The following is a 13,033-nucleotide window of genomic DNA, read 5'->3' as shown; positions in this document are numbered from 1 at the left end:
AAATCAAATCTATTATGCATCAAACCGTTCTCATAATCCTTTCTCTTTTATTGGGTACCTCATGCCAATCGAATACCAAAAACGAGCGTGCTGCCCGAAACTCCCCGGACAAAGAGGAAATTGTCAAACCGGAAGAGCAAGAGCTCCAAAAATACGAAACGGCCTATTTTGCCAGTGGGTGTTTTTGGTGTGTAGAGGCCATATTCGAAAGTGTAAAGGGAGTCAAGGAAGTGGTTTCGGGATATTCCGGTGGAACCCAAAAAAACCCAAAATACGAACAAGTGGCCGCAGGAAAAACCAAGCATGCGGAAACGGTTCAGGTGTATTACGACCCCTCGGTAATTTCCTTTACGGCTTTGGTACAGGTATTTTTTGGCTCGCACGACCCGACCACCCTTAATCGCCAAGGTCCCGATCACGGCCCTCAATATCGGTCTATCGCGTTCTATAAGACCGAGGAAGAAAAGAAAATAATTGAAAGTTACATCAAGGCCCTTGAAGACCACGATGTTTTCAATGGTCGTACCATTACAACCCAGGTGACAAAATTCGCTTCGTTCTATAAAGCCGAGGAGTACCATCAGGATTTCGAACGAAAAAACCCGAACAATCCTTACATCAAGGCCGTATCGATTCCACGTTTGAACCGGTTTAAGGAGAACTTCAAGGACTACCTTAAAGACGACGCAAGGCATTGATTCTTAAATAAACCACTCCATAAAACAATCAACAAGGGATTGCTCTTCCTTAAAATAAACCTGAAAGGGCACCATCTTGAACGGCCCGATTACCAAGTCGCCAACAGGTTTTCTACTGTAAGTCCCCATTGTCGATGACATCGATTCGACTCCTTGGCGCGTTTGTCTTCGGCTTTATTCCCTAACGATAATCTTCCCCATTCCAATTCCCTATCAAATAGTAAGATGTTGTAAAAAACAAGTAATTTTGAACAAATTTTTAATAGAACACTCTTGAAACAGATTACGATTCAGAACGGGAACATTATTTTAATGGTACTGGATTATGGTGCCATTATTCAAAAGTTAATGCTCAAAAACGAGGATGGCAGCTATACCAATGTCGTAGTAGGCTATGATTACCCCAGTCAATATCTAAATGACACCTATTCCCTTGGGGCCTGTATCGGGCGATATGCCGGTCGGATTTCAAAAGGTTTTTCACTAGACCGTGAAACCTATCCGCTATATAACGAAAATGGGGTTCATCTTCATGGTGGCAAAGAGGGTTTCGGAAAGAAATATTGGAAATTTGAGGAGGTGAACCACGGTGAAAACCCTTATGTAAGACTTTCATACGAAAGCCCGCATTTAGAGGAGGGCTATCCCGGTAACCTTAAGACAACGGTCACCTATGTGCTAAAGGGCAAGGCATTAAGAATCATACACGAAGCAGTTACCGACCGTACCACCGTCGTAAACCTGACCAACCATTCTTATTTTCGATTGGATGCGGAAGACTCGATAAAGAACTATCGCCTCAAACTCAACTGCCCCCGTTACCTAGAGACCAAAGCCAACCTCTTGCCCACCGGAAGGGTCTTGGCGACCAAAGGCTCGCCTTTCGATTTTACTACGGTCAAGCCCATTAACGGTGTACGCTTGGATACCCCATTTGTTATCGACCCTGCTTCTACGGTAGCCGCCGAATGCCACTCGCCAAATTCGGGCATTTCGATCCAGGTGGCCACGAACCAACCTTCCATGGTCGTTTATACGCCCAAGGACTTCCCGGCCATTTGCTTCGAGACCCAAAACGTACCGGATGCCCCTAACCACGAACACTTTCCCAGCAGTGTCTTAAGGCCAAGGGAAAAATACCGGAACATATCCGAATTTCGGTTCAGCCAAAACTAAAAAGAGGTTCTGTTGCAGAACCTCTTGACCAGCCTTTAAACCGAAGAAGGCCTCTAAGCCTCTATCATCAAATTAAGCTCCACCGTAATATTATCCCTGGTAGCCTTGCTATAAGGGCAAATTTCGTGTGCCGAATTGATGAGTTTTTCACCCATCTGCTTGTCGACAGTGGGCAACCAACAATCTAAAGTGGCATCGATAAAAAAGCCATCTTCATCCTTATTGAAGCCCACCACGGCCGTTACGTTGAAATCGCCCAGGTCTTTTACCCCGTGTTCCGGGGCCACAGCCTGAAGCGCTCCAGCAAAACAAGTAGCATAAGCGGCCGCGAACAATTGCTCGGGGTTGGTCGATTTGCCATCGGTATTTCCTTCGGCATCCGGCATTTTAATATCGAGATCAATGGTCCCGTCCTCACTTTTTACATGCCCGTTTCTACCCCCGGTATTGGTGGCAGCGGTTTGAAAAATAGTCTTCATGTTCCTTATTTTTATGATTATACCATTAAGATACACCAGCAATTTTCAATTACATAAAACGAAGTATTAAATTAGTGTGAAAAACGCGGAGGATCCATCGATATTCTTGTCCAAACCCTATTATGCGACCGGCCTTACACCGTTTTTTCACTCTCCTCGAAACCCAATTGGCCCAAATTTTATTCGTATTTTCGATGGAAGGGGCGAAACCCTTTGGTCGAACACATTTTAAGACATGCATCAAGGTGATATTTTAAATGGGAACGATGTTTCGCCTGGAAAAAAAGCTAAGGTTAAACCCTCCATCAACCTATTAAAAAAGTGGATATCGAGAAGCATACCGACCCCGCCAACATCTCAAAAATCAGAAGAGGAAGAAAAACCGAACACAGTATAGACGATCTGCTCAAAGGGATTTTCAACGGCGACAAGACCATGCTCGCCAAGGCCATTACCCTTATAGAAAGTACGCGGAAGGATGATTTTGAAAAAGCGAACATCGTTTTGGAAGAATGCCTGCAACGAAAGACCGACAGCATGCGGATCGGAATTACCGGGGTGCCAGGTGTCGGAAAGAGTACCTTTATCGAAACCCTGGGAAAACTCCTTGCCCAAAAAGGGAACAAGGTGGCCGTCTTGGCCATAGACCCGACAAGCAGCAGAAACAAAGGAAGTATTTTAGGGGACAAGACCCGTATGCAGGGACTTGTCAAAGAGGCGAACGCCTTTGTTCGCCCCTCTCCCTCAAGCAAATCTTTGGGCGGGGTCGCCCGTAAAACGCGGGAGAGCATCATACTTTGCGAAGCGGCCGGATACAACGTAATACTGGTCGAAACTGTGGGCGTAGGCCAAAGCGAGGTTGCCGTACACGGTATGGTCGATTTCTTTCTTTTGTTGAAGATACCCGGAGCCGGTGACGAGCTACAGGGCATAAAGCGGGGGATTATAGAAATGGCCGATGCCATTGCAATCAACAAGGCGGATGGGAACAACCTGGAAAACGCCAAAGCGGCGGCCACCGAATTTAAAAGGGCCTTGGCCTTGTACCCGCCGAAGGAAAATGACTGGAAACCCAAGGTGCTCATCTGTTCCGCTTTTGACGACAACAGTGTTCTTAGCGTTTGGAAGACCATTGAAAGTTATATCGGAGAAGCAAGACGTACATCCTATTTTAGCCAAAAAAGAAAGGAGCAAAACAAAAACTGGCTCTATGAGAGTATTGAAGGACTATTAAAAACGGCTTTTTTCAATAATCAAAAGGTAGTTGAAAAGATGGATTTTTACACGGAGAAAGTGATTAACCAAGAAATCACCCCCTATCGGGCCGCTGAAAAACTTATCGCCCTGTCAAAGAATACCTGAAGCGATACCCTCCGCCCGATTTGGTCCTTTCCGATGTACCGTATTGATATGCACAATAGTTCGTTCTTTACGCTTTAAATCCCCCACTATGCAATAAAACCCTAAATTTGCGCAAAATCATCACGAATACATGAATCCCGTTACCGACTCCTTGCTCTCTATCGTAGTGCCCCTTTACAATGAAGCGGACAATGTTGCATTGCTCACACAAAAAATCCATGAAAGCTTGGTGGGCTACAACTATCAGATCATCTATGTGGACGATTTCTCTACCGATGGCACGCGTCAAATCGTCAACCGATTGGCCGATGACAAGGTACATTTGATTTCGCTCAAAAAAAATTACGGACAAAGCCTTGCCTTGGCGGCAGGCATCGACTATGCCGAAGGGGAGTTTATTATTACGATGGACGGAGACCTACAGAACGACCCTAGCGATATTCCGAAAATGTTGGAATATGCCGTTGGTGGTGAGTATGACCTGGTCACCGGTATACGCCAAAAGAGGAAGGATTCCCTGGTAAAAAAGATTCCCTCGAAAATTGCGAACTTTCTGGTCAGACGGGTTACCAAGCTCGATATAAAGGACAACGGATGCGCCCTTAAGGTCTTCTCGAAGGAAATTGCCAAAGACCTTAACCTCTATGGTGAAATGCACCGCTTTATCACCTTGCTTGCCTATTTGGAAGGCGCCCAGATCAAACAGGTTCCGGTCAAGCACCATGCCCGCCATGCCGGGGTATCGAAGTATGGGTTGGAGCGTGTCTTTAAGGTAATCGCCGATATGATGCTGTTGCTTTTTATCAGGAAATATTTTCAACGGCCCATTCACCTGTTCGGTATTTTTGGGGTATTGTTGATTCTTTTGGGCCTATTGATCAACATGTACCTGGTAGTCGTCAAATTCGGGTTCGGTGAAGATATCGGTACAAGGCCTTTGTTGATCTTCGGTTTGATGTTCATTCTTGCCGGCATACAATTGTTTACGATCGGCATTGTGATGGAGCTTCTAATCCGCACCTATTATGAGTCCCAGCAAAAAAGGCCCTATCGAATAAAAAAAGTATCCGTAGGTGGCAAATCGGCGTAAACAGGGGACCACCGCACTAAAATTCGCCTTTAGTGCGCTTTTGGTCTACTTGGTCTTCACCAAGGTAGACTTTAAGGAAGTGTGGGGCATTTTAAAAGGCATCGACCCCTTGTTTCTTTTGTGCGCCCTACTGTTCTTTGTCGTTTCCAAGATACTTTCGGCCTATCGCCTGAATCTCTATTTTCATGAGTTGGGCATTTTCCTCAGCCACCGAAGCAACCTAAGACTGTACCTTTTGGGAATGTTCTACAACCTTTTCCTGCCCGGGGGCATTGGGGGTGATGCCTATAAGGGCTATCTCATCAAAAAAAAATTTGAAGTAAAGACCAAAAAAATAGTATCGGTCTTGTTATTAGATCGATTGAGCGGATTGCTGCTCCTATTTGTTTATGCCTGTATTTTGGCCTTTTTCTTAGATCAACCGGTTTTCAATGCCTACAAGGCGTTGATCGCCCCTTTGGTCTTGCTTGGCATTCTCGTTTTTTGGTTGATAAACAAGCGGTTTTTCGGATTTGTTTTTCCGGTGTTCTGGTCATCGGTCGGGTACTCGGCCGGTGTACAACTGGCCCAATTGATCAGTGCTTGGTCCATACTTATGGCCTTGGACGTACCCGGCCAATGGGCCTCCTACCTCTTTGTTTTTTTGATTTCCTCCATCGTAGCGATATTGCCCCTAACGGTAGGTGGTATCGGAAGTAGGGAGGTCACCTTTTATTACTTTTCACTTTGGCTCGGACTCGAACAAGATATATCCATCACCATAAGCATGGTCTTTTTCTTGATAACTGCCTTCACCTCCTTGGGCGGAATCATCTACCACTTTAAAAAACCTGATTTGAAAAAGAACTCCTAATAGATATGCACTAAATGCATTTTACCCAAGGTTTTTTTTCGTGTAGTGGGGTTTAAAAACTTAAGGCTCAAACGTGTTATTCGAAATTGCGCGCGGGTATACTGGATGTCCCAATCAAAATCGCGGTTTTGAAGTTCGCGAATCTGGTCATCGGTAGCATAGACCCAAATATCCCTCTTGTTCTTTATGGCCTCGTAAGAGGTAATCTGCACCGGCCTTCGGTTATAGAAATCGAGTGCCCAGGTATGGTAATCACCCAATTTATAAATTTTGTCTACCGGTATCCCCATTTCGTCGACTACCTGGGCTATACTCGATCCCGCCTGATACGTAAGGAGATTAGGATAAAAATGAAGATTGAGCATACCGTTCAAAAGAAGGGAACTATACACCGAAATGGTTATTAATTTTCTTTGATAAGCCTCTCTTTTTAAACAGTAATAAACAATTACCAATAGAAAGAGTAACAGCACCAAAAGACCATAAATGTTCCTAAACTCGAAAACGAGAAAACAAATGAGCACGGTAGCAATGAAAATGACGCTCAACACAAAATACTGGATTCCCAGTAGTATTTTTACCGTTTTATCTTGATTGACCTTATAGATATAAGAGGCCGTCAACACCGCAAAAAGCGGAATTATACTATTTAAGTAATGCGGCAATTTAAACTGGGAGAAACTGGCTATCAAAAAAAAGAAGGTAATACCCCCCAAGGTTAAAAACTCGTACCCCCTTTGGTACTTGAACCTTGATTTGAAAAGGGCCTTGATATGCTTTGCATAGGCCCCTATCCCCAGAAAGGTCCACGGCAGGAAAACCCATAAATAGGTATGGAAAAAGAAAAAGTAGTCGCTGCTATTACTGCCCATTCCCTCTCCGCTCAACCTTTCGAAACTTTGTTCCCAGAAAATAAAGAATATACCGCTTCTATCGCTCTTGCCCCGTATGACCTTTTCGGGATGAAGATCAAATTGGTGGTAATAGGCATAAAGCATGGGTGCGATGGTAAGGGCAAAAACCAACAGGCCCCAAACCACTTTCCAATTGAACAATACCCTCCATCGTCTTTGATAGGCCAAATGGCTCAACAGGGCCAGGCCGATAATCAAAATTGCCAATTGTCCCTTGGTCGAAAAAGCCAGTCCCGCTCCCATGGACCCCAATAGCAAGGCCTTTAACGAACCCGTGTTCGCATAGGTGGCCAGTTGCCAAATCGATAGGATGACAAAGCCCGTCAGTACGGCATCGGTCCTGACGTCTATTGCCGCGAGAACAATGGTTTGGGCCGTCATAAAAATCAGGGCGGCGATCCGGCCTACATTTTTGTTGTACAGCAACTGCCCCAAGCCGTAGGTACTGAAGGCCCCTAGTAGGATGGCCAAGATACCCGGTATACGGTATGCCCAGTCTTGGATTCCGAAAATCAGGTACGAAAATGCGGCCAACCAATAGTGGAGGTGTGGCTTATCCAGGTATTCTTCGGTACCCTTAAAAAGATTCAAAAAATCATTTTCCTGAACCATACGCATGGCCATTACGGCAAACTGCGCGGAATCATTTTCAAAAAGGGTCACGAACATACCGGCGAGGTACACCAGAACAACCAGAAAAACTAAAGACCAATATCTAGAGTTAGATATCATAAAGGTATTTTGTCAACTGCAAATATAGCCAACTTTGTAAATAACCAGCTAAAAACCAATCCAATTAAGGCCCCCGAAACGACGTCCAGAGGAAAATGGACGCCGATATAAATGCGGCTATATGAGACCAAAAACGCCCAAAATACCAAGAAAATTCCTATATGACGCAGTTTTGGCTTCAACAAAAAAGTAAAGAAAAGGGTTACGGCAAAATTATTGGCCGCATGGGCCGAAAAATATCCGAATTTACCTCCGCACGAATTTTTGACCAGTCTTACGAGGCCATCCAGCTCCGGATCGTAACAAGGTCTGAGGCGCTGAACCCCATACTTAAAAAAGTTTGACAATTGGTCGGTAACCAAAATCATAAGGGCTACCGTAACCACCACGAGCAAGGTCTTTTTAAAGCCCCAGTACCTGTACGTCAATACCAAAAGCGTCAGGTAGATGGGTATGGCGGTAAATTTGTTCGTTACGAACATCCAAAAATCGTCCCATGCGGGCGTACCCAGGTTGTTCAGGTAAAGAAAAAGTTCCTTATCGTATTCTATCAAGCCTTCCCACATACCTTACTCTTCGTACCTTGCGATTTCCCTATCATAGAAGGCATTGGCCTGCTCAATAAGGTTTTCGGCCTCGACCTCCAACTCTTTTTCATCCTCTTTGGAAAAGTCTTCCAGCCACTCTACCTCATCGTTTTCAAGGTTAATGATAAACCTGGGATATTCGGTATGGATGATGAATATCGCGGTTGGGTAATCCGTATTGTCGCCTAATAAAAATTTTGGAAACTCCATTTTGTCTTTGATAAAAATTAGGGTACTCGGGGCATGGTTTGTTTCGATGCCCCATCAATCAATTTTTTTGTCAGATAATTAAACCGAAGATACAACATAATACCCGATGCGGTCAGCCCCACCAACAGACCCACCCATATGCCCGTACTTCCCAATCGGGTATACAAACCCAGATAGAAAGAGATCGGAAAACCGATAGCCCAATAGGCGACAAAGGTAATCAAGGTCGGCATCTTCACGTCTTGCATGCCCCGCAAGGCCCCCAACACTACCACCTGAAGACCGTCGGATATTTGAAAAAAAGCGGCGACCAGCAGTAACTGGGCCGCCAAGGCTACCACCTGCATGTTATCGGCCATATGGGCCGCATCGTCAACATCGAGATAGAGGGTCGGAAACCAATGGCGTCCCACCAAAAAAAGGAGGGCAAAAACGATTTCGAGCAAGAAGGTCAATAAAAATATCGATTGGCCGATGCGTCTAAGTTCCGTAAAATTACGAAGCCCTTTTTGGTTGCCGACACGGATCATGGCGGCGACCCCCAGGCCCATACCGAACATAAAGGTCATACTGCTCAGGTTGAGCGCAATTTGATTGGCGGCCTGGGCATTTTTTCCCAATACGCCACTAAGCCAGACCGCCGCTGTAAAGATAGCCACTTCGAAGAGCATTTGTAACGCTGACGGAAACCCTAGGTTTATGATCTTTTTAACCACCTTTCGCTCCAAGTTGCCAAAATCGAAACCGGTAACATAATCGTGAAACTTCTTCTTGCTCCTTAACAGGAACCAAAGGTAGCCGACCATGACAAAGCGCGATACCAAGGTACCGATGGCGGCACCGACAACACCCATTTTGGGAAAGCCCAAGGCCCCAAAAATAAAGACGTAGTTCAACGAAATGTTGACCACATTGGCAATTACCGTGGCATACATGGGATACCTGGTCTGGGAAAGTCCTTCCGAAAATTGTTTGAAGGCCTGAAAAACAATCAAGGGCACCAAGGAGAAGGCGACCAGATCGAGGTAAGGCATGGCCAGCTCCACCACTTCGATAGGCTGTTCCATTTTATACATCAAGGGCTTGGCCAAAAGAATGACCCCGAAAAGCGATAGGCCCAATACGGTACACAAGGCCAATCCGTGCTTTAGGGCCTTCTTTCCGTCGGCTTTGTTCCCGGCGCCATCGGCCTCCGCTACCAAAGGCGTGATGGCCGTAGAAAAACCGATACCTATCGACATGGCGATAAAGACAAAACTGTTACCCAATGATACGGCGGCCAGTTCCGCCGTGCCCAACTGGCCTACCATGATATTATCGGCCAACTGCACAAAGGTATGGCCCAGCATACCCATGATTACGGGAACCGAAAGTTTTATATTGTACTTGAACTCTTTGGTGTATTTTTTTAACAAGGCTGCAAAAGGAAGTTTAAAGGTTGGTCGTTTAAAATCGTAAGTAATTCTTCAGGTGGTCACACTAGATATTTGCTTGTCCCTTTTTGGCCTCCTCCCAAAACACGTCCATTTCGGCCAATGTCATTTCCTTTAAGCTTTTGCCCATCTCCTTGGCTTTCCCTTCAAGGTAACCGAACCTTGCCATGAATTTTTTATTGGTACGCTCCAAGGCATTTTCAGGGTCGATCTTTAAAAAACGGGCATAATTGACCATGGCGAATAGCACGTCGCCAAACTCCTCCTCCATTCTGGGCTTATCCCCCGCAGCTACCTCATCCCTAAACTCGGCCAGTTCTTCCTGAACCTTATCCCAAACCTGCTCGGGCCTTTCCCAATCAAAACCAACCCCGGCCACCTTGTCTTGAATTCGGTTGGCCTTGACAAGCGACGGCAGCCCCTTGGGCACACCTTCCAAAACACTCTTCTTGCCTTCCTTGAGCTTTATATTCTCCCAATTTCTTTTTACATCCTCCTCATTTTCGACCTTAACATCGCCGTAAATGTGGGGGTGACGGTTAATGAGCTTTTCGCAAACGGAATTGCAGACGTCGGCAATGTCGAAATCTTCGGTCTCAGACCCTATCTTCGAATAGAAAACGATATGTAACAGCACATCCCCCAATTCCTTTTTTACCTCTTCGAGGTCGTTGTCCAATATAGCGTCGCCCAGTTCATAGGTTTCCTCTATGGTCAAATGCCGCAAGGTCTGCATGGTCTGTTTTTTATCCCACGGACATTGCTCTCGAAGTTCGTCCATTATGGTCAGTAGACGATCGAAGGCCCGAAGTTGCTTTTCCCTAGAATTCATTACCTAAATTTTGGTGCAAAAGTAAGCATCTCCCCTAGGCTATTCTAACCAGATCCCCATAAAATAATCGAGGGCCGTGCAAAAGGGCACCAACAAAGCAGAGCTTCCGTTCCACTGGCACCAGACTTTAACCATGAGCTTAAGGGTATTCGTTCAATTTCACTATCTTAATCCCATAAAAGAATTCTGGATGACCACACGAAGACAATTTGTTCGGCAAAGTTCCATGGCCCTTACCGGCACCCTTCTGCTCCCTTCTTTTTCATTTAAGGAAGTGGACCGCCCCGAGTACGGGGTGCAACTGTACACCTTTAGGGACGCCATGCTAAAGGATGCCAGAACCACCTTGAAACAAATCGCCGACCTGGGCATTAAAAAGATAGAATCGGCACGCAGTAAAAAAGGACTTTACTACGGTCTTGCCCCAAAGGAAATGAAGAAGGTATGCGAAGACCTGGGCATGAAATTGACCAGTGGCCATGTAGCCTTGGACGACGACTTCGAAACCACCATGGAACAGGCCTTGGCGTCGGGGCAACCCTACCTTATCTGCTCGTCCCTGCCCAGTAAGGGCCAAACCGTAGACAACTATAAAAAAGTGGCCGAAGCCTTTAACAAAGCGGGTAAGGCCTGTAAGGAATTGGGTCTCAAATTCGGATATCACAATCACGGATATGAGTTCGAATCGCAAAACGGGCAGGTTCTTTACGATGTGTTGATGGATGAAACCGACCCCGAACTTGTTCATATGGAGCTCGACCTCGGTTGGGTCGTCGTGGCGGGTAAGGACCCCTTGGATTATTTCGAAAAGTATCCCGGGCGCTTTCCGCTTTGGCATTTAAAGGATATGGACATGCACGAAAAAGAAAGTACCGAATTCGGTAAGGGAGGGCTCGATATCAAAAACATGTTGGCCCACCGCAAAGAATCGGGGGTCGAGCATATTTTTATCGAGCAGGAGGAATATGCCAATACACCACTCGAGAGTATGCAACACAATATGCGCTTTCTCAAAGGAATTTGAGAAGGGCGATAACCCATTTTCTGAAAAGCTTAAACTATGAGAAACAATTTAAAAACATGGGCCGGGGTACTTGCCATCGGCCTCTTGTCGAACCCCTTATGCAAGGCCCAGCAATTGCCCGACGACATCGTTGCCCAAGGTGCCGAACTTACCTTGGTGGCCGATACCTATAAATTTACCGAAGGCCCAGCCGTCGATAAAAACGGGGACGTTTATTTCACCGACCAGCCCAACGACCGAATCGTCAAATGGGATGCCAAAACCAATACCGTTTCCGACTATATGAAACCTTCGGGGCGATCTAACGGACTTTATTTCGACCACCAGGGCAACCTATTGGCCGCTGCGGACGAGAAAAATGAACTTTGGCGCATTGCCCCCGACAAAACGGTTACCGTGGTACTCGATAACTTCGAAGAAAAAAAACTGAACGGGCCCAACGACCTTTGGGTCGACGGCAAGGGCGGAATCTATTTTACCGACCCCTTTTACAAACGTCCTTGGTGGGAACACACCGAGCCACAGCAACCGGCAAGGCGGGTATACTATTTGGCCCCGAACAGTTCGACCCCCAGAATTGTAATCGACGACAACTACGACCAACCCAACGGCATTATCGGATCGCCCGATGGCAAGACCCTCTACGTATCCGATAACGGCAAAAAAAAGGTCTATGTCTATACCATAGAAAAAGACGGCAACCTCAGCAATAAAAAACTATTTGCCGATATGGGAAGCGACGGTATGACCCTGGACCACCTAGGCAATGTCTACCTTACCGGTGACGGGGTAACCGTCTTTAACCCGAAAGGAGAAAAGGTCAAACATATCCCGGTGCCCGAAAAATGGACGGCCAACGTAACCTTTGGGGGGCCCGACCAGAACATCTTGTTCATTACGGCCATGGACTCGGTCTATACTTTGGAAATGGCCGTGCACGGAGTACGGTGGTAACGACCAAGCGTATGCCCTGAAGTGAAAATAGGGCCTAGCCCTCCGTTGGTAAAACCGTACGACCAGTGCCTTTTCAGGCCTCAGAAGCCCTGCCCAAGAAGGTATTTCCGTTCCTTGGGTGGATTTTGGCACGAAAGGTCGACGAGGCCTTTTAAAACAGAAAAGGGTATTCAAGTAAAAATTCCGCGCATATTACCAGTGACTTTCATAGACGGCCGTGAGTATTTCGACCAATTTATCTTCGGAAACCGGCTTGACGACATATCCGGTCAGTTCTTCAAATTCCTTGGCGCGCTCCTTGTCCCTTTCCCGCTCCGACGAGGTAACCAGGTAAATATGCACCTTGTCGGTTATCTTGCCCTTCAGTTTCCTGAATTCCTTTAAAAAACCCCAACCGTCCAAGAATGGCATGTTTACGTCCAAAAGAATAACCCCGGGCATTTCCACCTGTTCTTTGATACACTCACCGATATAGTTGAGAGCCTGCTCCCCATCGGTAAACGATTTAACGGTCAAATTATCCGATATCCCATCGATTAGACGTTCTGTCAAGTAGAGATATATCTCATCGTCGTCTACAAGTAGAATACTAGCTTTTTTCATTATTTAATTGGTTTTAATTGCTGATTATAATCCTATAACTTAAAAAACAGATCGTTAGCCCAGCAGAAAACAATACATATTAAGTA

Annotated in this window: 14 protein-coding genes; 7 read left to right on the top strand and 7 right to left on the bottom strand. The window is 45.9% G+C overall.

Annotation, left to right across the window (positions count from 1 at the left end):
• Window positions 1–14 precede the first annotated feature (14 nt).
• Entirely contained in the window at window positions 15–698 is a 684-nt protein-coding gene (gene msrA / locus BUB37_RS11195) for a peptide-methionine (S)-S-oxide reductase MsrA (protein ID WP_072993533.1), read from the top strand.
• A 273-nt stretch (window positions 699–971) separates the two neighbouring features.
• On the top strand, window positions 972–1,874 hold the full coding sequence (locus BUB37_RS11190; protein WP_072993529.1) for an aldose epimerase family protein: 903 nt from the start codon (window positions 972–974) through the stop codon (window positions 1,872–1,874).
• Between the two features lie 53 nt (window positions 1,875–1,927).
• Here the strand turns inward: BUB37_RS11190 and BUB37_RS11185 are convergent, their stop codons facing one another.
• Window positions 1,928–2,353 (bottom strand): organic hydroperoxide resistance protein, encoded by a 426-nt coding sequence (locus BUB37_RS11185; protein ID WP_072994016.1) that lies wholly within the window; start codon window positions 2,351–2,353, stop codon window positions 1,928–1,930.
• Window positions 2,354–2,674: 321 nt separating this feature from the next.
• Between BUB37_RS11185 and meaB the strand changes: the two genes are divergently transcribed.
• The 3 genes from meaB (at window position 2,675) to BUB37_RS11170 (ending at window position 5,658) form a co-directional block, all read left to right on the top strand.
• Window positions 2,675–3,715, top strand: coding sequence for a methylmalonyl Co-A mutase-associated GTPase MeaB (meaB, locus tag BUB37_RS11180; RefSeq protein ID WP_094766692.1), 1,041 nt, complete (start codon window positions 2,675–2,677; stop codon window positions 3,713–3,715).
• Between the two features lie 130 nt (window positions 3,716–3,845).
• Window positions 3,846–4,805 (top strand): glycosyltransferase family 2 protein, encoded by a 960-nt coding sequence (locus BUB37_RS11175; RefSeq protein ID WP_072993523.1) that lies wholly within the window; start codon window positions 3,846–3,848, stop codon window positions 4,803–4,805.
• Complete coding sequence (locus BUB37_RS11170; protein WP_072993520.1) at window positions 4,789–5,658, top strand: lysylphosphatidylglycerol synthase transmembrane domain-containing protein; 870 nt, start codon at window positions 4,789–4,791, stop codon at window positions 5,656–5,658. Before BUB37_RS11175 ends, BUB37_RS11170 begins: the two co-directional genes overlap by 17 nt.
• Here the strand turns inward: BUB37_RS11170 and BUB37_RS11165 are convergent.
• The 5 genes from BUB37_RS11165 to mazG all read right to left on the bottom strand — a co-directional run bounded on the left by BUB37_RS11165 (window position 5,655) and on the right by mazG (window position 10,366).
• Entirely contained in the window at window positions 5,655–7,304 is a 1,650-nt protein-coding gene (locus BUB37_RS11165; RefSeq protein ID WP_072993517.1) for an ArnT family glycosyltransferase, read from the bottom strand. The two genes, BUB37_RS11170 and BUB37_RS11165, sit on opposite strands and share 4 nt — an antisense overlap.
• The gene (locus tag BUB37_RS11160) at window positions 7,301–7,870 is read right to left on the bottom strand and encodes a phosphatase PAP2 family protein (protein ID WP_072993514.1); all 570 of its coding nucleotides are present in this window, start codon (window positions 7,868–7,870) and stop codon (window positions 7,301–7,303) included. Before BUB37_RS11160 ends, BUB37_RS11165 begins: the two co-directional genes overlap by 4 nt.
• Before the next feature lie 3 nt (window positions 7,871–7,873).
• Window positions 7,874–8,101 (bottom strand): hypothetical protein, encoded by a 228-nt coding sequence (locus tag BUB37_RS11155; RefSeq protein ID WP_072993511.1) that lies wholly within the window; start codon window positions 8,099–8,101, stop codon window positions 7,874–7,876.
• A gap of 17 nt (window positions 8,102–8,118) precedes the next feature.
• Window positions 8,119–9,516, bottom strand: a complete 1,398-nt coding sequence (locus BUB37_RS11150; protein ID WP_072993508.1) for an MATE family efflux transporter — start codon at window positions 9,514–9,516, stop codon at window positions 8,119–8,121.
• Window positions 9,517–9,580: 64 nt separating this feature from the next.
• A complete protein-coding gene (mazG, locus tag BUB37_RS11145; protein WP_072993506.1) occupies window positions 9,581–10,366 on the bottom strand; it encodes a nucleoside triphosphate pyrophosphohydrolase in 786 nt (261 codons plus the stop codon).
• 190 nt (window positions 10,367–10,556) lie between these two features.
• On the opposite strand from mazG, the gene BUB37_RS11140 reads away from it, so the two are divergent.
• Both BUB37_RS11140 and BUB37_RS11135 read left to right on the top strand, forming a co-directional pair.
• Window positions 10,557–11,390, top strand: a complete 834-nt coding sequence (locus tag BUB37_RS11140; protein ID WP_072994014.1) for a sugar phosphate isomerase/epimerase family protein — start codon at window positions 10,557–10,559, stop codon at window positions 11,388–11,390.
• A 36-nt stretch (window positions 11,391–11,426) separates the two neighbouring features.
• Window positions 11,427–12,344: an SMP-30/gluconolactonase/LRE family protein gene (locus BUB37_RS11135; RefSeq protein WP_072993503.1), complete on the top strand. Its 918-nt coding sequence runs from the start codon at window positions 11,427–11,429 to the stop codon at window positions 12,342–12,344.
• 192 nt (window positions 12,345–12,536) lie between these two features.
• Here the strand turns inward: BUB37_RS11135 and BUB37_RS11130 are convergent, their stop codons facing one another.
• Window positions 12,537–12,947 carry a response regulator gene (locus tag BUB37_RS11130; RefSeq protein WP_072993500.1) on the bottom strand — a complete coding sequence of 137 codons (411 nt, stop codon included), beginning with the start codon at window positions 12,945–12,947 and terminating at the stop codon, window positions 12,537–12,539.
• Window positions 12,948–13,033: the final 86 nt, after the last annotated feature.

The organism is Pseudozobellia thermophila (assembly GCF_900141855.1).
Classification (GTDB): domain Bacteria; phylum Bacteroidota; class Bacteroidia; order Flavobacteriales; family Flavobacteriaceae; genus Pseudozobellia; species Pseudozobellia thermophila.
Note: the sequence above shows the minus strand (reverse complement) of the source record. Positions and strands in the feature narration are given on the sequence as shown.